This window comes from Lysinibacillus sp. NPDC093216 (assembly GCF_050280325.1).
Classification (GTDB): domain Bacteria; phylum Bacillota; class Bacilli; order Bacillales_A; family Planococcaceae; genus Lysinibacillus.
This window is the reverse complement of the sequence record NZ_JBNNVB010000019.1, coordinates 86,319-105,902: the sequence shown is the minus strand read 5'-3', so window position 1 is coordinate 105,902 and position 19,584 is coordinate 86,319. Positions and strand designations below refer to the sequence as shown.

The following is a 19,584-nucleotide window of genomic DNA, read 5'->3' as shown; positions in this document are numbered from 1 at the left end:
ATTTTTTATGAAAAAAATTGAAAGCCGGTGAAATTTTACTGATCGTAAAATTTCGCCGGCTTTTTAGTTTAGAGATGGGTTTTGTCCCAGCCTCCAATTGATTTATTTAAAATAATTTGTGATAAAATGGTTGGCTTCTTGCCAGTTATAAACACGTACGACATTGTCTGGAACAGCAAGGCGATTATACGGAGTGTCAAATAATACAACCGGTATTTTTAATTCCTCCGCAAGCATAACCGCATTATCATGCTTATCTTCAAAAAATGCATCAACACCATGGTTTTTTGCTACGGAAATTTTATCGTGACTACCGATGAGCTCGATATGATCATACGGAATAGATTGTGATTTAAACCAATTTACCGTAACATCTGATACATTCCCACCACGAGCAGAGATGTAATAAAGTTCGTAGTTTTTTTTCCACGTATTTAAAATATCTTTCGCATCTTTAGCTGCTTCAGATACTTCATACATATATGGCTCATTTTCTTTAAACCATGTATTAAATGCTACACGATCAACAGGGTGGGGAAATGCTGATAAAAAATCATATTCGCACACATCGTCGAGTGTAATATTTATATTGTATTGTTTATTGATATGTGGAATGAGAGTACTAGGACATGTCACTGTTCCATCGATATCAATACCAAAGCGAGGCTTTTTCATACTAGCACCTCCTTAGGCGTTCGCTTTTTCTGCTTCTTCAGCAGCACGTTTTTCTGCCATTTCAGCTGCTAATTTATCGATTTCTTTTTTCAACTCTTCTACCATTGTTTCTTCAGGCACTTTACGAACAGTTTTGCCCTTCATAAATAGTAAACCTTCACCACGAGCACCAGCAATACCAATATCGGCTTCACGTGCTTCACCAGGACCGTTTACCGCACAACCAAGAACAGCTACTTTTAATGGTACATTAAGTTTAGAAATATATTCTTCTACTTCATTGGCAATTGAAATTAGATCAATTTCGATACGACCACATGTTGGGCAAGAAATAAGTGTTGCCATATTAGAAGCAAGACCGAATGATTTTAATAGTTCACGTGCTACTTTAATCTCTTCAACAGGGTCTGCAGATAGTGAAATACGTAATGTATTACCGATACCTTTTGAAAGGATTGCGCCAAGGCCAGCCGCTGATTTTACTGTACCAGCAAATAATGTACCTGATTCAGTAATTCCTAAATGTAGAGGATAATCAAAGGCTTTAGACGCTTTTTCATAGGCCTCAATCGCTAAATTTACGTCTGATGCCTTCATGGATACGATAATATCGTGGAAGTCCAAGTCTTCCAAAATTTTAATATGGTGAAGAGCAGATTCTACCATACCGTCTGCAGTAGGGTAACCATATTTTTCTAAAATATGACGCTCTAATGAACCAGCGTTTACCCCGATACGGATTGGAATACCTTTAGCCTTAGCTGCATTAACAACAGCTTCAACTTTTTCCTTACGCCCGATATTACCTGGGTTAATACGAACTTTATCGATACCATTTTCAATTGCTTTTAATGCTAATTTATAGTCAAAGTGAATATCAGCTACTAATGGAATATTGATACGTTTTTTAATTTCCGCTATCGCATCAGCTGCACGTTCATCTGGTACTGCTACGCGAACGATTTGACAGCCTGCTTCCTCAAGACGAAGAATTTCTGCTACTGTTGCTTCGACATCATGTGTTTTTGTTGTACACATACTTTGAATGAATAATTCATTACTACCACCAATTGTTAAATTACCGACACGCACGGGACGTGTATTTGTACGGTGACAAATTTCACTCATTAACTTTCTCTCCTTTTCGGGCCATACTTTCGACCGTCACTGACATTTATTTTAGCAGTGTAAGAAAATAAGGACAAGGAAGAAACGTTAACTTTTCATTTTCCGCATTTGTTTTCAAATTCAAATGACAGCGGAAGCTTAATATTTTCACCAGGAACAAGAGCCTGTAATTGTAAGTGTGGATTTAATTCATAAAATAGTTGTAAGCGTTCAGGGAAGGTCATTGGTACTTTGGCGGGATGAAGTGCAAATAAACTGTGAATAGTATCGCCTTGAATAGTCTGTATAGTTATATAATTTGGCTCTCGCTGCTTCTCACAAAGGGCGTTTTCAGTTTCTTTCGGAAAAATGGCAGCAAGGTGTAATGAACCTTCTGTTAAATCTACTTTTACAACAAAAGCAAAAATAATAATGATAGCTGTTAACACAAAAGCACGCAAAAAATCCCCTCCTTTTCTACACTATATTTAGAAGAGAGGGGATTCATGCACATTATTTTTTGATTGGTTGTTTTGGATATTTTGTAATGGCTACGATTAGTAGAGTCACAGTTAAAAATAAAGAAAAAACAGAGATAATTGTACTGTTAATCGGTAGATAATCTGCTAGCATACTTATTAGAATTGCCCAAGTCATGGCAAATGTCGTAGTACGCCAAATGTGACGGTATTCACCGCGACGCTTCATGACTTTTAAAATCAGTAGACCTGCTACGGCATAGAGCGCAATTTGTGCAAAAATAAGCATCGTAGTAAAAACAAAAAGCATAATGAATGTCACGGGATACAATACCCATTTAACGTCTTCTATGTATTCAGTAATACCATTTAAACTATTCATATCAAATGCATCAACAGACATTCCAGCCGTAAAACGACCAAAAGAGAAAACTGTAACAACAGTAATTAGAAGAAAGGTATATTGAATGACCTTTCCGATCGGTAATAAACGATAGGCAGCAAGTTTTTTTGGATGAATTAAGCTATCGATAAATAGTTGTGAGTGTTTCATAAGCATATCTCCTCCAATCGCTATTCTACCATGTTCAACTTTGACAAGATATGAAATAAGAAATAATAACTGAGAATACGATAATGAAATGTTAATATTGTGTAAAGAAGTTAAAGGTTTTCTTTACTTTTTCTATACTATCATTTAAAGATTAGGAATAGAGAAGTAGAGATGTAGGAATTGGAGCGAATACAATTGACAATAGATTGGCAAAGCATACTGTTTCAATTTTTAGGCGGTTTAGGAGTCTTTTTATTTTCCATTAAATTTATGGGGGATGGGCTTCAAAAATCAGCAGATGATCGACTGCGTGAATGGTTGAATCGTTTTACAACAAATCCTTTAATGGGCGTGTTAGTGGGCATAATTGTGACGGTTTGTATCCAGTCGAGCTCTGCAACGACGGTGATTACGGTTGGGCTAGTGAGTGCAGGTTTTTTAACATTACGTCAAGCAATCGGTGTCATTATGGGGGCGAATATTGGAACGACCATAACCGCTTTTATTATTGGTATTAATATCGGCATATATTTTTATCCGTTATTGGCAATAGGTGCAGGGTTGTTATTTTTCTTTAAGAAAGCGACGTATCAGTATATCGGGCAAATATTGTTTGGCTTCGGGGGTTTATTTTTAGGTTTAGAGTTAATGAGTGCAAGCATGCAGTCACTTCATCAATTAGCGGACTTTGCATCATTAACCCTTCTTCTAAAGGATCTGCCCGTTGTAGGGATTTTTCTAGGGGCAGTTTTTACATTGCTTGTCCAAAGCTCAACAGCAACTGTCGGTGTGCTACAGGGCTTATATGCTGAGCATTTGATTGGCTTAGATAGTGCTTTACCTATTTTATTTGGTGAAAATATAGGAACGACCATTACAGCAGTATTAGCTTCACTGGGTGCTTCTATATATGCTAAACGTGCAGCGGCGGCACATGTGCTATTTAATATTATAGGAACGATCATTTTCATGGTGTTCTTTACACCCTTTATGCATTACGTACAGTGGATTAGTGGGCTATTCCATTTAGAAGCGAAAATGCAAATAGCGATTGCGCACGGCTCTTTTAACATAATTAATATGATGATTCAGCTGCCATTCATCGGAGGGTTGGCTGCACTTGTCACAAAGCTAGTTCCTGGGCATGATGGAAATATTGATGTGACAACGAAGCATTTAGATCCATCATTCATTGATTCCTCTCCGGCGATTGCACTCGGGCAAGCGAAGGAGGAAGTGTTACGTATGGGGGAACATGCACTTCATGGTTTAGAAGAAACATTTTTATATATGAAAACAGGTGAAGCTGCTCATATTCCTACAGTTTTACAATTAGAAGTAGCGCTCAATCATTTAGACAAGGAAATCACGAATTATTTAGTGATGGTGTCTAAGCAGCCACTTTCTCGAGCAGACTCAGTAAGACACCATACACTTCTAACAAATGTACGAGACATAGAACGTATTGGTGATCATTTTGAAAATATTTTAGAGCTTTTACAATATAAAGATCACCATGAGGTAAGTTTAAGTAAGTCAGCGCGACAAGATTTAATAGGCATGTTTAGCTTGGCGATTGAAGCTGTACGAAAGAGCATAGCGGCTCTGGATACAGCAAGTTTGAGCTTGGCGCAGGAAGTAACTGAGCTCGAAAGCTTGATAGATGATATGGAAGATAAGCTAAGACAAAAGCATATTGCGCGCTTAAATACGTACGAATGTAATGGAGCTGCGGGAATCGTCTATACGGATATCATTAGCAATTTAGAGCGTATAGGAGACCATGCTGTAAATATAGCTGACTCTATTTTAGGAATTAGACATTAGATCAATTGCGCCTTGGGGTAATTGTAGCTACTTTGCTTTCGCTACAGAAAACATTTGTTGCTGACGCTTCGCTTTCGCGCAGAAGACATATGTAACTGAAGTTGCACTTACGATACAAATACATCTGCTGAATCAAAATAAATGAAACCTTCAGCTTTGTAAATCCGTATGAAAGGCAATGCACGATAAAAGGAGAGAATTTTCATGGAAGTTGTTGGCTGGATCTTAGTGATTGCCTGCTTTATCATTTCATTTGTTGGATTGGTATACCCGATAATTCCAGGTGTAATTTTTTTAATCGGTGGTTTTTTAGTATATGGATTATTTTTTTCATTTGCGGAGCTAAGCTGGTTGTTCTGGGCGAGTGAAATTATATTTGTTGTCATTTTATTTGTTGCTGATTCTGTGGCCAATGCCTTTGGTATTAAAAAATTTGGTGGTTCAAATGCTGGTATGTGGGGTAGTACCATTGGTTTATTAATTGGTCCGTTCGTCATTCCGGTTGTAGGTATATTAGTTGGTCCGTTTTTAGGAGCTGTGATTGGAGAGTTAATCGTAGAGCGTCGTACATTTGGAGAGGCTGTGAAAAGCGGTGTTGGCTCACTTGTTGGTTTCTTAACATCAACACTGGCAAAAGCAGTTATTCAAATCGTTATGATTGTCGTGTTCTTTATAGCGATATAATTTCCTCCTGTAGTTTAGCCATTTGGAAAACAGGGTAGTATAGTAATCGTATTGGCTTTTCAGTCAAAAGGCTGAAAATCTTCAATTTGAAGTATTTTTCGTTGAATGGTTTGACCAATTTTGATAATCTAAGGATGTATTAATTATTTCTTTACTTTAGGGAGGAACTTAACAATGGCTTACGAATTACCACAATTAACTTACGCTTATGACGCATTAGAACCACATATCGATGCAAAAACAATGGAAATTCACCATTCTAAACACCACAATACTTATGTAACAAACTTAAACGCAGCAGTAGAAGGCACTGAATTTGCTGAAAAAGACATTAACGATCTTATCGCAAACATTGATGCTCTTCCAGCTGACAAACAAACTGCTGTACGTAACAACGGTGGCGGACATGCTAACCACTCATTATTCTGGGAATTAATCGCTCCAGGCGGTTCAAAAACTCCAGTTGGCGAAGTTGCAAAAGCAATCGATGCTAAATTCGGTTCTTTCGATGCATTCAAAGAAGAATTTGCAAAAGCTGCTACAACTCGCTTCGGTTCAGGTTGGGCTTGGTTAATCGTTGATGGTGACTCAGTTGCTGTTACATCTACTCCAAACCAAAACTCTCCAGTTATGGAAGGTAAAACTCCAGTCCTAGGCTTAGACGTTTGGGAGCATGCTTACTACTTAAACTACCAAAACCGTCGTCCAGATTACATCGGTGCATTCTGGAACGTAGTAAACTGGGATGTAGTAGAAGCTAAATTCCAAGCTGCAAAATAATTAATGTTTAATAGAAGGCTATGTCAAAGGTGATTACTCACCGAGGCATAGCCTTTTTTGCTGTCTTTTTTTGGTTCTATAATCTTTGAGGTATTCAATACAATGAAAGGTAGAGTGAATGCTCCAAACGCCAACCGAAAAAATTGGCAGTCGGTTGGGTTGAAAGGGATGCGGTCGCCGGAAGGTTTGGAGTGCTTCGAATGGCCGTCATCCCCCTCAATCTTTAATATAAAAACTATTTTTCTAGCAATCGATAAAAAACAGCAACTTTTCATCTTAAAGTGCCGTCAAATAAATGATGTTTTCAAAACATAAATTCACAAGTGCATGCTTTCCTGTCGTACCTTCAAATGGTATACTAAATATCGTGTGTATTTAAATTGTAATTAGATGAGGAGGGGAATACATATGCGCAAAGCACCGGGAAAAAATCGCGCGACGAGTGTTAAAGCAAAACATCACTCTAATTTAACATTTCGTATGAATGTCCTTTTCTTTGCTATATTTCTCGTATTTTCAATGCTAATTTTTAGACTTGGCTATATGCAAATCGTAAAAGGAGAAGATTATGTACGTGATTTAGAGCGTAAAGAGGAGGTAGCTGTCAATACAAGTGTGCCAAGGGGACGTATGTATGATCGATACGGTCGTATTTTAGTGGATAACCAACCGGAAAATGCCATTACGTATACAAAAATGTCGACGACAACAACAAAGGAAATGCTAGACATAGCCGAAAAGCTGGCACAATTAATTGAGCAGCCAACGAACCGTGTTACATTACGTGACAAACAAGATTTTTGGATTATAAAAAATCATGACGCTGCCTATGCAAAAGTAACAGATAAAGAAAAAAAGAAAATTAGGGCACAAGAAGATGTAACGGAAAGTCAAATCAATGCACAGATAGATAAACTTGTTCGTGAACGAATCACAAACGAAGAATTATTGCAATTGACAGAAAAAGACTTAGAAGTACTAGCAATCTATCGAGAGATGGTATCAGGATACAATTTATCACCGCAAATTATTAAGAGTGAAAATGTATCTGCCGATGAATTTGCGCGTGTCTCTGAACGTTTAACTCAATTACCAGGCGTTAACACAACAACTGACTGGAAGCGTTTGAAATTATCTTCACTCGCTATTTTAGGACGCACAACAGTACCAGCAAAAGGGATTCCAAAAGAAAAGCTGAATTATTATTTAGCTCGTGATTATTCACGAAATGACCGTGTTGGTGAAAGTTATATTGAAGCGCAATATGAAGATTTACTGCAAGGGCAAAAATCAGTTGTTAAAAATATTACGAATAAAAAAGGGCAAGTAGTCGATACCATTACGACCTATGAAGGTGAGCCTGGTAAAGATTTAAAACTGACACTTGATAGTGAGCTACAATTAGAAACTGAAAAAATTGTTGAGCGTGAATTACTTAAGCTAAAATCACAAGGGGGTTCCCGTTTACTTGATCGTGCCTTTTTAGTAATGATGGACCCAAATACAGGCGATATTTTATCAATGGTTGGTAAGAAGATTGAGAAAAATCCTGAAACAGGGAAAAATGAAGTGGTCGATTATTCATATGGTACCTTTACAACAGCTTATGAGGCAGGTTCGGCAGTTAAGGGAGCAACATTACTAACTGGGTATAAATTAGGAGCTATTAAGCCAAGTACTGTATTAGGGGATGAACCAATCCATTTATTAAATACACCAGTAAAAAAATCTATTTTTAATCATGGTGGCTATATTTCAATGGATGGTTTAAGAGCCTTGGAGCAATCTTCTAACGTTTATATGTTTAAAACAGCTTTGCTTATTAACGGAACTCCATATAGCTATGGGATGCCACTTCGTTTAAAAGACGATACATTCCCTAAAATGCGCAATTCTTATGCACAATTCGGGTTAGGTGTAAATACAGGGATTGATTTACCAAATGAATTTAGTGGGGTACAAGGTCCAACTGGTCCAACCTATGGGGGTAAAGCACTCGACTTAGCGATTGGGCAGTATGATACGTATACACCGTTACAATTGGCACAATATATCTCGACAATCGCAAATGGCGGCTATCGCATTCAACCACATGTTGTGAAGGAGGTACGTGAGCCATCAAAAGATGGGCAATCGTTAGGACAATTAGTGACGGAAATTGGACCAACAATTTTAAATCAGATTGATAATTCATCAGATGAAATTAACTATGTCAAACAAGGATTACGTCGTGTTTATACGGGCGCAAATGGTACAGCAAAAAGACAATTTGCAAATGCACCGTATACAGCAGCAGGAAAAACAGGAACAGCTCAGGTAGTATATTATGGACCTTTAAAAGAGTATTATGGTACGGACACACTTACCGTTACTCATGTTGGCTTTGCTCCTTATGAAAATCCTGAAATTGCCTACGCTGTTGTCATTCCATGGGCGACGACTAACACAGGTGAACATTTAATTAATAATAATGTTATTGCTCGAGAAGCTGTTGATAAATATTTTGAGTTAAAAGCAAAATATCAAGCTGAAAAAGTGACTGAAAGTAATGTAAAACAACCAATTTTACCGGCTATTACAAATGACAAAATTGGTGAAGATGAGCAAGAATAAGAGAAACCGCTAGTGCATTTACATGCCTAGCGGTTTTTTTACAGTTTTAGAGTATTGTTGAATACCCGCGAAAAAACACGGTATGAAAGATCACCATTTTCATACCGTGTTTTATTTATTTTTATATAAAAGACCTATTATACAGATAATTGTTGAATAGCTATTTCAAATTGTTGTTTCGGTTTTAATCCATAAAGCTCTATATTATTACAGAAGTAAGACTCTACCATAAAATCAACAGCTTCCTGTAGAGTATATTCACGATGTTCCATAATAAGTGTTAAATACGTTTTAAAGTAATCGGTATTTTGTACTTTTGTATGTTTAATCACAAAGTCAAACTCCTCTTAGATTATTTCCTGACACAATTGCTTATTATAGCATCTTTCCAAAAGGAAGCAAGTTTTTAAAGGAAAACGGCTATATGATCTGCATCGGTAAAAACGCTATGTTGTGTGGCATTGCCGAAATGACCGACAACGTGTCGGACCTCGTGCAGACTAGGCACAAAAAATCTGGATGCATTGTTTATCTGTGCGACAGCTACAATTGTAAATTCATCTTTACAATCATTTACAAAGCATTACATTCCTTTACGTCTCTTTTACGAACTGTTTATACGACTTCAACATTTAGTCATTATAGTAAAGATTGTAAGACAAATAACTATAAAAATGTTAATGACGGAGGCAAATGAGATGAAAAAGTGGAAGTACTTAACGATGACAGCGGTAATGGGTTCAGCATTAATGCTTGGTGCATGTGGTAGTGACTCTGCACAAAAGGGTAACAATGCAGAAACAAACGCACCGGCGAGCTCAGGACAAGACGCTGCAGACAAAAAACTGCAAGGGGCTGTAGCTGGGGATGGTTCATCAACAGTCGCACCAATTATTGAAGCAGTTGTTGAAGAATATGCAGGGACTCAACCGAATGTCAAAGTATCGGTAGGTGTTTCAGGTACAGGTGGTGGCTTTGAAAAATTCATCGCAGGTGAGACAGACTTTTCAAATGCATCTCGTCATGTCAAAGATGAAGAGAAAGCAAAATTAGAGAAAGCAGGAATTGCTTTTACAGAGCTTCCTTTAGCATATGATGGCATCTCGGTTGTCGTGAACCCTGAAAATGATTGGGCGAAGGATCTAACAGTTGAGCAGTTAAAGAAAATTTGGGTTGAAGATGGGAAACCTAAAAAATGGTCTGATATTGATCCATCTTGGCCAGATGAAAAAATCGTCTACTATTCACCAGGTACTGACTCAGGGACGTACGATTACTTTGATGAAACGATTTTAGACGGTGCTGATCTAGCAAAATCAGCAACATTATCAGAGGATGATAACATGCTAGTTCAAGGTGTAGCAGGTGACAAAAACGCAATCGGCTTCTTTGGCTATGCTTACTACTTAGAAAATAAAGATAAATTAAGTATTGTGAAAGTAAACGGCATTGAGCCAACAAATAAAACAATTGAATCTGGTGAATACGCACCGCTTTCACGACCACTATTTGTATATGTGAAAAATAGTGCTATGAAAGAAAGCGAAGCGGCATATGATTTCATTAAATTTACACTTGAGCACGGGGGAGAAATGGCAGACGCTGTTGGTTATGTCAGTCTACCTGAAGATAAATATAGTGAAGCTTTAAAAACTTTAGAAGGCTTAAAATAAGTAGACATGCATAGAGGGAAAGAGATGTATGCTCTTTCCCTCTCTTATTTGAAAGGAGCACCCAATGGTTTCTCAAAAAGAAAACAAGACATCATCTGTGCAGCAATTAATTGCAAATTCGCGCAATCAAAAAACAAAGAAAATAGTGGAAAAAGCAATGCCAACTCTATTATTTTCTGCGGCACTTATCTCTATATTGACGACATTTGGCATTGTTTTCACCCTTATTTTTGAAACGTTTGAATTCTTTAAACGTGTTTCGATTACGGATTTCCTATTTGGTACACAATGGCTACCGTTTTCAGGAAAGGAACCATTATTTGGGATTTTACCTTTAATAGCTGGAACATTGAAAGTCACACTTATTGCAGTTGTCGTAGCAGTACCATTTGGCATTGCTTCTGCTATCTATTTAAGTGAATATGCAAGCGAAAAAATAAGACGTACGGTTAAGCCTATTTTAGAAGTGTTAGCAGGTGTGCCAACGATCGTTTATGGCTTCTTCGCATTAACATTTGTAACGCCGATGTTGCAGCAAATTATTCCAGGGCTGAAACTTTTTAATGCGCTTAGTCCCGGGATTGTTGTAGGGATTATGATTCTACCAATGATTACATCGCTTTCAGAGGATGCGATGTCATCTGTCCCGAATAGTATGCGTGAAGGAGCTCTAGCTCTTGGAGCAACAAAGTTTGAAGTAGCTATAAAAGTAGTATTACCAGCTGCATTATCAGGCATTATTGCTTCTATTGTCCTCGCTATTTCCCGGGCAATTGGTGAAACGATGATCGTATCACTTGCTGGTGGCTCTACACCTAAATTCGATTTAGATGTGACAGACTCGATTCAAACGATGACTGCGTATATAGTACAAGTTGCAACAGGCGATGCTGGCTATGGTACGACAATTTATTATTCGATTTATTCAGTAGGATTCACATTATTTATCTTTACTTTAATTATGAATTTACTTGCTCAATATATTTCGAAACGCTTCAGGGAGGTTTACTAGCATGCGGTATATCGATGACACGGTCGTCATGAAACGAATGACAAAGCGTATTACATTCAATAAAGTGTGGAAGTTCTTTTTCTTCTTAGCAACGACTTTTGCATTAGTGACACTAACTATTTTGCTTTATCGTATAGTAACACAAGGTGTCGGCTATTTATCAATCGACTTTTTAACAAATTTTGCTTCGCGTTTTGCAGATAAAGCGGGCATTAAGGCAGCTTTAATAGGTTCACTTTGGCTGATGGCAGTTGTTGCTCCGGTGTCGATTATTCTAGGTGTAGGAACTGCAATCTATTTAGAGGAATATGCAAAGAAAAATAGACTTAACGACTTTATTCGTATGAATATTTCTAACTTAGCAGGTGTACCTTCCATTGTTTTTGGTTTACTTGGGTTAACAATTTTCGTTCGAATGTTGGGACTAGGGAAAAGTGTTTTAGCAGCAGGATTAACAATGAGTTTATTAATTTTACCAGTGATTATTGTTGCGGCGCAGGAGGCGATTCGTGCAGTACCGAATGAACAGCGTGAAGCTTCTTACGGTATGGGTGCGACAAAATGGCAAACAATATTGCATGTTGTGCTACCAGCGGCCATTCCTGGAATTTTAACAGGAAGTATATTAGCGTTGTCTCGCGCGATTGGTGAAACAGCACCACTTGTTGTTATTGGAATTCCTGTTATTTTACAGTTTTTACCTAATGGTTTGTTAAGCCAATTCACAGCTTTACCAATGCAAATTTATGATTGGGCAAAGCGTCCGCAAGAGGCATTTCAAAGTGTAGCTGCGGCTGGTATTTTAGTGCTTATGATAGTACTTTTACTGATGAATTCTATTGCCATCTTTATTCGAAATAAATTCCAAAAACGTTATTAATGAGGTGACCTTATGGTACTGGGTATTAAAGAGGAAAAATCAATTGTCAAACCAATTCATACGGCTACAAAGCTATCTCCTGATGTTGCCAAAAAAGTAGTATATGATACACGTAATTTAAATTTGTGGTACGGTGATCATCATGGATTAAAAGACATCAATTTAAGCATCTATGAAAATGAAGTAACAGCTATAATTGGTCCTTCTGGCTGTGGGAAATCTACTTATTTAAAAACTTTAAATAGAATGGTAGAGCTTGTACCAAGTGTCCGAACTTCAGGGGAAATAGTATATCGTGAGCGCAATATTTTAGATAAAAGCTATGCTGTTGAAGAATTGCGCACTCGTGTAGGTATGGTATTCCAGAAGCCAAACCCATTCCCGAAGTCTATTTACGATAATATTGCTTATGGCCCACGTATTCACGGTATAAAAAATAAGAAAATTCTTGATGAGATTGTTGAAAAATCTTTACGCGGCGCGGCAATTTGGGATGAAGTAAAGGATCGCTTAAATCAAAATGCTTATGGTTTATCAGGTGGTCAGCAACAACGAATTTGTATGGCGCGTTGTTTGGCGATTGAACCAGATGTTATTTTAATGGATGAGCCAACATCTGCACTTGATCCGATTTCTACATTAAAAGTCGAGGAACTTGTACAAGAGCTGAAAAAAGATTATTCAATTATTATCGTTACACATAATATGCAACAAGCGGCACGAATTTCTGATCGAACAGCATTTTTCTTAAATGGAGAGGTTGTTGAGTACGATAAAACAGACGTTATCTTCCAAACACCAGCAGATCAACGTACTGAAGATTATATTTCAGGTCGTTTCGGTTAAGGAGGAGACTAGATGGTAGTACGTGAACGTTTTGAACAGGAATTAAAAGAAGTCCAAGAACAATTTATCGAGATAGCCAATAGTAGTATCAACGCTCTTAAAATAGCTTTTGAAGCATTATTAAATCAGGATTTAGAGACATCCTTGAAGATTCTTGAGGACGATTTAATCATCAATCGTCTTGAAGAAGAAATCAATGATCGTGTTATTTTAATGATTGCTAAGCAGCAGCCTGTAGCTACTGATTTACGTCGTCTCATGGTGCTTGTCAAAGCGGCATCTGATATGGAGAGAGTAGGGGACTATGCAGTGAATATTGCCAAAGAGACGATTCGTATTGGCAAAGAGCCGCTTATCTTTCCTACAACAAATTTGCAAACGATGTGTAACAAGACTGTAGAAATGCTAGAGAGTATTATCAAAGCTTTTACAGAGGAAGATACTGTTCATGCCAAGGAAATTGCTGAACTAGATGATTACGTCGATGATTTATATGGAGCGACAATTACGCTATTGATGCGCGCAGGAGCAGAAAATCCAGCACATATTTCTCAAATTACACACTTAACCTTTGTTTGCCGATTTTTAGAGCGCTCAGCTGACCATGCAACAAATATTGCTGAACACTTATTTTACTTAGTCAAAGGTAAACATTATGAATTAAATAATTAGTAAGAGAAGAGCCGATTATAGGCTCTTTTTTATATTGTTAAAAACAAATGGTCAAAGAAATCTTTGTAAATGTGGTGGTACTTTAAATGAGGGTGTTTCCTTGCTACTCGATTTCCTGCAGGTGACGCCGAGCCGTTTCCCCCACTTATACTATTGCTGCGCCTCAACGTTTTCGCACAGATAAAATATTGTTGCTGCCGCTACGTTGAACTTCGCTTTCGCACAAAAAACATCTTGCTGAAGTTGTGTTTTATCACTATAAATTAGAATGACTGACATGCCAAAAGATACATACTATGCAGAGTGTTTGATTGGAGTGGAGGCTGGGCGACTCCTTAGGGATCAGCGATAGAGGAACGAAGGCTAAGTGCATCACATCCTGTGATAATGCCTTCGTGACCAACATCGTGTTGGCCTGAGACCCTGGAGCGAGCGACGCGGCTCATCGGACGCCCCCAGCCGGAACGGAAATCAAACACTCGTTTTACTTAAGTGCCACATTTTATTTAATAGGATACCTTAATTTCATAAGCATAATAGTTTTCAAGACCATGTATATGCTCTTCTTTAAAGAAGGATCATAAAGAGAAGTGAGAACGTTTAATCCGAAGAAACCTTGCTCAAGACATGATTAATTAACAGCAACATTATTAATAAAAATAGCGTCAAAATACTGCAAACGTTATTGTATTGTCAAAAAATTATTTTGGTTATACTATAGACATTATCCGAAAAAATGTGCTGAGGAGGTGCTGCTTCGTGAAAGACGCTGTAGAATCACTCTTAGAGAAATTTGATCTGGAATTTACGTCAGAACAATGTGACTTTTTACGTTTTCTTTATGAAAACTTACATCTTGAGGAATTAAGTAACAAGGAACAACATTTTTTTATAGATTTTTTTTACAAGAGTGAAACCTTACGAAATATGGCAGCATTTGCACTTGAATTGGCAGATATCATGCATGAAATTTATGAAAATATACCAGCTGTTGAGCAAGCCGAACGATTGGCTAATGGAAAAGAGCAGCGCTTGTATTATGAGCGAAAGCGACAGGTAGCTAGGCGTCGAAAGCTTAATCGTCAAACAATAAAAAAAGGAAATATCCTATATGTTCCGTTTGATGAATATAAAAAAGAAACAGGTCCAATTATAATCTGCCTTGAGCAAACAACTGGTATGGCGACATATTCTGAGCTTTGTAAAAGCATAATTTTACCGTTATTTATGAGCGCGCACCGTGAACGTAGAGATTTATATATCGTTCCATATGACTGTCAAGTTCATGTACATTTTCGATTTGAAAACGGGCATTTAAATTTATCCGATTTTAAGGATTTTATTGATTATAAGGCAAAGGGAGAAGCTGCGGTTCTGCCTGTGCTCCATTTTGTAAAGGGCTTGCTCCAAGAAAATCAACATTGTACAGAAGCGGATATTATTATTTTTACTGAAGGCACTCCAATTGATGGACAGCATCTCGTTGGAAAGCAAGCGAAGGCTGTACTTGAGGAAATGAAGCGTAAGTACCATGCTGAATTTTCGGTGATCGCTATGCATGAACATAATTTTAATGAGCAGCAATTTTGGTTTGCTAATAAGGCTTTTTTTGCGGATGATGCAATTCAATAAAAACGGAGCTGATCGTCAATGTTGATCGGCTCCTTTTCTGTGAATATACATAGTAGTTAGAGGAGAATGAAATTTGAATTCATTGAAATGGTTATTACCTAATATTTCAACCCCAACGTGGATGGAAATTATTATTGCCGTTGCACTTTGTGTAATTGGTTGGCTTTTTCAGCAGTTTGTTATAAAGAAAGTTATTAATCGTACTGTTACATTTCTGAGAAATCGTCAGCGTAACTTTCAGGCAACAGTACTCGCACAATTTAATAAAGCGATTCGCTATGCATTTATGTCTGCAGTGATTGTACTCGGCTTATCAATATTATTAGAAATCTTTTTATTTACACATGTAGCAACTAAAAATTTTGTATTGTCTATTATGGTCTTTTTTGCCTTCAAAGGCGTATACGATGTTTTAAATTATTATACAAAGCAGCCACTACCGTTGAATAATGATGAGGAACCAAATGTCCTGTTACCTTTTTTTCTTCGTATAGGAAAAGTGCTCATTATGATATTGGCGATGTTTACGATTGCTTCTTTCTGGGATTTTAATTTGAATGGCTTTTTAACCGGGATTGGCTTAACTGGTGTCGCGATTGCTTTTGGTATTCGAGATACACTAGCACATGTTTTTGGTGGGATGTCAGTCGCATTAGATAACCCATTTCAAATTGGCGATTGGATAGCAACGGAGGACCAAAAAATTGAAGGAACCATCGAAGATATTAATCTTCGAAGTACTTTAATTCAAACGGGGGATAAAGGACTTGTTTATGTACCTAACTCCTATTTGGTAAATCGACCGATCTATAATTTATCGAGACGAGAAAAACGAAAATGTGAGCAATTTTTATTTGTAGCTGCTGAAAATGAAGAGGAAAAACTACGAAGTGCTTTAAGTACCATTCAAAAAGAAATTTATTTGCATGCTCAAACAGAAAAAGAAATGATTCATGTATTTATAGATGAGTTTTATCCAACCTCTTATCGCGTCCTTGTGCGTTTCTATGTGACAACAAATGATACTGCAGAGATGCTAAATGTGCGACAAGATATTTTATTTGCTATCCGTCAAATCTTTCAAGAACTAAATATTATACTAGCAAATCCAGCTGAAGATGAATGGCTTCGTAATAAAAAAATAAATTGAATTGTTAGTTTTTTTACTTTACAATGAATACATGTTATCAGCTTTGATGAAGAGTAGTAGCTATTATTATTTGTTATAGAGAGCTAGTGGTTGGTGGAAACTAGTACAGATAAATAGTGAATGGACTTCGGAGCTCTAATCCTGAATAAAGTATGGATTAGCGTCTGCCTACGTTATAAGGTATAGAGTGGGTCTTTTAACTTTTTCAGCGGGTATCCAAACATCAGCTGAATGTAATTATGCCGGGGCATAATTGATGAAGACCAATGAAGGTGGCACCACGGCTTTTCCGTCCTTTTGTGATGGGAAGGCCTTTTTATATGCTTTGGCGGAGTGTCCAAAACCCGGACGCAATGTTTATGTAAGTGAAATGCTGACGAAGAGGTAGCGACTATTACGCCAATGCATAATTGATTAATTTTGGTGTAGAAGAGCAGAGCATAGAAAAGGAGAGAAAGAGTATGACAGTTGAGCTTAGAAAGTTTGCTATGAAGGCATTACAGGGTGATATGATGACACCAATTTCCGTTTATCAATCACTTGAAGGGGAGCATAAGATGCTTTTCGAATCGTCTGCGAAGCATGAAGAAAGTGGGCGTTACTCGTTTATTGCCGTCAACCCAATTGCAGAACTTATTGGAGATAGGAATGGTTATTCTTTTTCCAAAGGTGGAGAAACAGAAAAATCGAGCACCAATGTATTAGTAAAATTACAGCAAGTAATGCCATTGCATAAGGCACAGTATCCGTTCGCCTTTTTTGGAGGAGCAATTGGATTCTTTGGTTATGAAACAGCATTTTATACAGAAAAAATAGGTGAATACTTGCAGGATGATTTAGAAATGCCGGATGTCCATATCTTTTTCTATGATACATTTATCGTTTTTGATCATTTAAAGCAAGAGATCACACTAGCGGCAATCGATTTATTTGATGAAGGACGTTCTCTTGAAGCGATGGAATTGGCTATTTCTATGATGAAGGAGCAGCTATATGCTGGAACAACGTTTGACGACACGACGTTTGGAGAGCTAGATTTCAGACCGATGATCGCCAAAGAAAATTTTGTAGCACTAGTTGAACGTGCAAAACAGCATATTCGGAAGGGTGATATTTTCCAAATTGTTTTATCACAACGCTTCACTTCACCATATACAGGAAATCCTTTCGCTTTATACCGTCAATTACGTACTTCTAATCCTTCACCTTATATGTTCTATATGGATTTCGGAACGTATACCATTTTAGGAACATCTCCTGAAAGTCTCGTTAAGGTGAAGGATCGAAAGGTAACGACTAATCCTATTGCTGGTACGAAGCCAAGAGGTAAAACAGTGGAGCAGGATAATGCGATCGCGGAAGGTTTATTAAATGATGACAAAGAAATTGCTGAACATCGTATGCTAGTGGATTTAGGGCGTAATGATCTTGGACGTATTGCCAAAGTGGGTTCAGTGAAGCTGATAAAATATATGAGTATTGAGCGATATAAACATGTTATGCATATTGTATCAGAGGTTATCGGCGAATTACGTGATGATGTACATGTCTTGGATGTTCTTCGAGCTTGCTTACCTGCTGGTACAGTATCAGGTGCGCCGAAAATCCGCGCTATGCAGCTAATCAATGAGTTCGAGCCTGTGAAACGTGGTGTCTATGCAGGTGCAGTGGGCTATATTTCTGCTACAGGGGATATGGATTTAGCTCTAGCCATTCGAACAATGATCATAAAGGATCATCGTGCCCATGTGCAAGCAGGTGCTGGTATTGTTTACGATTCGGTGCCTTTGTCTGAATACGAGGAAACGCTAAATAAAGCTCGCGCGCTATTGGAGGTAAAAAAATGATTTTACTGATCGATAACTATGATTCATTCACATATAATTTATTTCAGCAAATACGAATGCTTCGGAAAGATGTAAAAGTAGTACGTAATGATGAAATAACAATTGAAGACATTCAGAAAATGCAACCTGAAGCCATTATTTTATCGCCTGGCCCAGGTACGCCAATTGATGCAGGAATAACAGTGGATGTTGTCAAAGAGCTTTATACGAAGTTTCCAATTTTGGGCATTTGTCTTGGGCACCAATCGATAGGGCAAGCATTTGGAGGAAACATAGTTCAAGCTAAAAATATAATGCATGGAAAATTATCAACAATTCAATATGAAAAAACAGGCTTATTTGCTCAGTTAGACGGTAAAATCGAAGTAATGCGTTATCATTCTCTCATCATTGAGCAAAGCACGTTGCATGAGGATTTTAATATTTTAGCAAAGTCCAGTGATGATGGTGAAATTATGGCGATTCAACATAAAGAATACCCACTCTTTGGGCTGCAATTTCATCCAGAATCCATTGGGACAAAAGAGGGCAGTATAATGATGCGAGCTTTCTTAGAACAAATTTCTTAATTTCTTAAATTAAAAAGGCTGTCATCAAAAATCAGTAGTTGTGATTATTTGATGACAGCCATTTTTATATGAAATAGGATGGTAATATTATTGCTTTTTCCCTGTAATCAATTTTGCAATTTCCTCTAAAGACATCGAAGAATTGACTTCGTAAGAGCCAATTTGTAAGCTTCGCGCGTATTTAGGGTTAGCAAGAAGCAGTTCCATTTCAACACTATTTTCGATGACGCCACCATTTTCAAGCTTTTGTGCCACAATAAATGGTTCCATACCGCTGTATATTTGGAGTGTCATAGTTGTATCTTTTGCTGGTGCATCTGCCGATTTATGATTTTCTTTAGTCGTTGTTTTAGGTGTATCTGTCTTCTGATTAGTTTCCTTTGAAGCTTGCTTAGCTTGTTCCTTTAACAATGCAATTTCTTTATTTGCCTGTTCGAGCTTTTTTTGCAACTCCTCTACATTTTCTGTATTTGGGGAAGCTTTAGTTGGAAGACCGATATTAAGATCGAAACGCGCAGCTAAAGCTAGCAAAGCTCCGACAAGAAAAAGCGCAATGCCAAATGCACGGATAGCGGACATATTCAT

19 protein-coding genes and 1 other annotated feature are annotated in these 19,584 nt (G+C 37.5%); of the genes, 13 read left to right on the top strand and 6 right to left on the bottom strand.

Annotation, left to right across the window (positions count from 1 at the left end):
• Positions 1-102: 102 nt before the first annotated feature.
• The 4 genes from ACQKOG_RS18985 to ACQKOG_RS18970 form a co-directional block, all read right to left on the bottom strand.
• The gene (locus tag ACQKOG_RS18985) at positions 103-675 is read right to left on the bottom strand and encodes a 5' nucleotidase, NT5C type (protein WP_415731429.1); all 573 of its coding nucleotides are present in this window, start codon (positions 673-675) and stop codon (positions 103-105) included.
• Between the two features lie 12 nt (positions 676-687).
• The gene (ispG, locus tag ACQKOG_RS18980; protein ID WP_370081589.1) at positions 688-1,803 is read right to left on the bottom strand and encodes a flavodoxin-dependent (E)-4-hydroxy-3-methylbut-2-enyl-diphosphate synthase; all 1,116 of its coding nucleotides are present in this window, start codon (positions 1,801-1,803) and stop codon (positions 688-690) included.
• A gap of 95 nt (positions 1,804-1,898) precedes the next feature.
• Positions 1,899-2,243 (bottom strand): hypothetical protein, encoded by a 345-nt coding sequence (locus ACQKOG_RS18975; protein ID WP_370081591.1) that lies wholly within the window; start codon positions 2,241-2,243, stop codon positions 1,899-1,901.
• A gap of 52 nt (positions 2,244-2,295) precedes the next feature.
• Positions 2,296-2,814 carry a DUF1189 family protein gene (locus tag ACQKOG_RS18970; RefSeq protein WP_370081593.1) on the bottom strand — a complete coding sequence of 173 codons (519 nt, stop codon included), beginning with the start codon at positions 2,812-2,814 and terminating at the stop codon, positions 2,296-2,298.
• Between the two features lie 195 nt (positions 2,815-3,009).
• On the opposite strand from ACQKOG_RS18970, the gene ACQKOG_RS18965 reads away from it, so the two are divergent.
• The 4 genes from ACQKOG_RS18965 to ACQKOG_RS18950 all read left to right on the top strand — a co-directional run bounded on the left by ACQKOG_RS18965 (position 3,010) and on the right by ACQKOG_RS18950 (position 8,718).
• The gene (locus ACQKOG_RS18965; protein WP_415731431.1) at positions 3,010-4,641 is read left to right on the top strand and encodes a Na/Pi cotransporter family protein; all 1,632 of its coding nucleotides are present in this window, start codon (positions 3,010-3,012) and stop codon (positions 4,639-4,641) included.
• 204 nt (positions 4,642-4,845) lie between these two features.
• Complete coding sequence (locus tag ACQKOG_RS18960; protein ID WP_370081597.1) at positions 4,846-5,325, top strand: DUF456 domain-containing protein; 480 nt, start codon at positions 4,846-4,848, stop codon at positions 5,323-5,325.
• A gap of 174 nt (positions 5,326-5,499) precedes the next feature.
• Positions 5,500-6,105, top strand: coding sequence for a superoxide dismutase (locus ACQKOG_RS18955; protein WP_427447925.1), 606 nt, complete (start codon positions 5,500-5,502; stop codon positions 6,103-6,105).
• 408 nt (positions 6,106-6,513) lie between these two features.
• Positions 6,514-8,718, top strand: coding sequence for a peptidoglycan D,D-transpeptidase FtsI family protein (locus ACQKOG_RS18950; protein ID WP_427447923.1), 2,205 nt, complete (start codon positions 6,514-6,516; stop codon positions 8,716-8,718).
• Positions 8,719-8,855: 137 nt separating this feature from the next.
• Here the strand turns inward: ACQKOG_RS18950 and ACQKOG_RS18945 are convergent, their stop codons facing one another.
• A complete protein-coding gene (locus tag ACQKOG_RS18945; protein WP_427447921.1) occupies positions 8,856-9,050 on the bottom strand; it encodes a hypothetical protein in 195 nt (64 codons plus the stop codon).
• A gap of 366 nt (positions 9,051-9,416) precedes the next feature.
• On the opposite strand from ACQKOG_RS18945, the gene ACQKOG_RS18940 reads away from it, so the two are divergent.
• The 9 genes from ACQKOG_RS18940 to ACQKOG_RS18900 all read left to right on the top strand — a co-directional run bounded on the left by ACQKOG_RS18940 (position 9,417) and on the right by ACQKOG_RS18900 (position 18,999).
• Entirely contained in the window at positions 9,417-10,391 is a 975-nt protein-coding gene (locus tag ACQKOG_RS18940; RefSeq protein ID WP_427447919.1) for a PstS family phosphate ABC transporter substrate-binding protein, read from the top strand.
• A gap of 64 nt (positions 10,392-10,455) precedes the next feature.
• Positions 10,456-11,403 carry a phosphate ABC transporter permease subunit PstC gene (gene pstC, locus ACQKOG_RS18935; RefSeq protein WP_427447917.1) on the top strand — a complete coding sequence of 316 codons (948 nt, stop codon included), beginning with the start codon at positions 10,456-10,458 and terminating at the stop codon, positions 11,401-11,403.
• 1 nt (position 11,404) lies between these two features.
• Positions 11,405-12,283, top strand: a complete 879-nt coding sequence (gene pstA / locus ACQKOG_RS18930) for a phosphate ABC transporter permease PstA (protein WP_427447915.1) — start codon at positions 11,405-11,407, stop codon at positions 12,281-12,283.
• A gap of 12 nt (positions 12,284-12,295) precedes the next feature.
• Positions 12,296-13,129, top strand: a complete 834-nt coding sequence (gene pstB / locus ACQKOG_RS18925; RefSeq protein ID WP_427447913.1) for a phosphate ABC transporter ATP-binding protein PstB — start codon at positions 12,296-12,298, stop codon at positions 13,127-13,129.
• Between the two features lie 12 nt (positions 13,130-13,141).
• Positions 13,142-13,801 carry a phosphate signaling complex protein PhoU gene (gene phoU / locus ACQKOG_RS18920; protein ID WP_370081609.1) on the top strand — a complete coding sequence of 220 codons (660 nt, stop codon included), beginning with the start codon at positions 13,142-13,144 and terminating at the stop codon, positions 13,799-13,801.
• 759 nt (positions 13,802-14,560) lie between these two features.
• The gene (locus tag ACQKOG_RS18915) at positions 14,561-15,433 is read left to right on the top strand and encodes a hypothetical protein (RefSeq protein ID WP_427447911.1); all 873 of its coding nucleotides are present in this window, start codon (positions 14,561-14,563) and stop codon (positions 15,431-15,433) included.
• A 73-nt stretch (positions 15,434-15,506) separates the two neighbouring features.
• Entirely contained in the window at positions 15,507-16,583 is a 1,077-nt protein-coding gene (locus tag ACQKOG_RS18910; RefSeq protein ID WP_427447909.1) for a mechanosensitive ion channel family protein, read from the top strand.
• A 34-nt stretch (positions 16,584-16,617) separates the two neighbouring features.
• Positions 16,618-16,883: a binding site (T-box leader), on the top strand.
• A gap of 161 nt (positions 16,884-17,044) precedes the next feature.
• Entirely contained in the window at positions 17,045-18,430 is a 1,386-nt protein-coding gene (gene trpE / locus ACQKOG_RS18905) for an anthranilate synthase component I (RefSeq protein ID WP_415731443.1), read from the top strand.
• Positions 18,427-18,999: an anthranilate synthase component II gene (locus tag ACQKOG_RS18900; RefSeq protein ID WP_415731444.1), complete on the top strand. Its 573-nt coding sequence runs from the start codon at positions 18,427-18,429 to the stop codon at positions 18,997-18,999. Before trpE ends, ACQKOG_RS18900 begins: the two co-directional genes overlap by 4 nt.
• Before the next feature lie 87 nt (positions 19,000-19,086).
• Here ACQKOG_RS18900 and ACQKOG_RS18895 read toward each other — a convergent pair whose 3' ends face one another.
• Positions 19,087-19,584, bottom strand: a complete 498-nt coding sequence (locus ACQKOG_RS18895) for a hypothetical protein (RefSeq protein WP_427447906.1) — start codon at positions 19,582-19,584, stop codon at positions 19,087-19,089.

Coding starts and splice junctions, on each gene's coding strand:
- ACQKOG_RS18985 (WP_415731429.1), bottom strand. CDS start 675: ATGAAAAAGCCTCGCTTTGGTATTGATATCGATGGAACAGTGACATGT.
- ispG (WP_370081589.1), bottom strand. CDS start 1,803: ATGAGTGAAATTTGTCACCGTACAAATACACGTCCCGTGCGTGTCGGT.
- ACQKOG_RS18970 (WP_370081593.1), bottom strand. CDS start 2,814: ATGAAACACTCACAACTATTTATCGATAGCTTAATTCATCCAAAAAAA.
- ACQKOG_RS18960 (WP_370081597.1), top strand. CDS start 4,846: ATGGAAGTTGTTGGCTGGATCTTAGTGATTGCCTGCTTTATCATTTCA.
- ACQKOG_RS18955 (WP_427447925.1), top strand. CDS start 5,500: ATGGCTTACGAATTACCACAATTAACTTACGCTTATGACGCATTAGAA.
- ACQKOG_RS18950 (WP_427447923.1), top strand. CDS start 6,514: ATGCGCAAAGCACCGGGAAAAAATCGCGCGACGAGTGTTAAAGCAAAA.
- ACQKOG_RS18940 (WP_427447919.1), top strand. CDS start 9,417: ATGAAAAAGTGGAAGTACTTAACGATGACAGCGGTAATGGGTTCAGCA.
- pstC (WP_427447917.1), top strand. CDS start 10,456: ATGGTTTCTCAAAAAGAAAACAAGACATCATCTGTGCAGCAATTAATT.
- pstA (WP_427447915.1), top strand. CDS start 11,405: ATGCGGTATATCGATGACACGGTCGTCATGAAACGAATGACAAAGCGT.
- pstB (WP_427447913.1), top strand. CDS start 12,296: ATGGTACTGGGTATTAAAGAGGAAAAATCAATTGTCAAACCAATTCAT.
- phoU (WP_370081609.1), top strand. CDS start 13,142: ATGGTAGTACGTGAACGTTTTGAACAGGAATTAAAAGAAGTCCAAGAA.
- trpE (WP_415731443.1), top strand. CDS start 17,045: ATGACAGTTGAGCTTAGAAAGTTTGCTATGAAGGCATTACAGGGTGAT.
- ACQKOG_RS18900 (WP_415731444.1), top strand. CDS start 18,427: ATGATTTTACTGATCGATAACTATGATTCATTCACATATAATTTATTT.
- ACQKOG_RS18895 (WP_427447906.1), bottom strand. CDS start 19,584: ATGAATATGTCCGCTATCCGTGCATTTGGCATTGCGCTTTTTCTTGTC.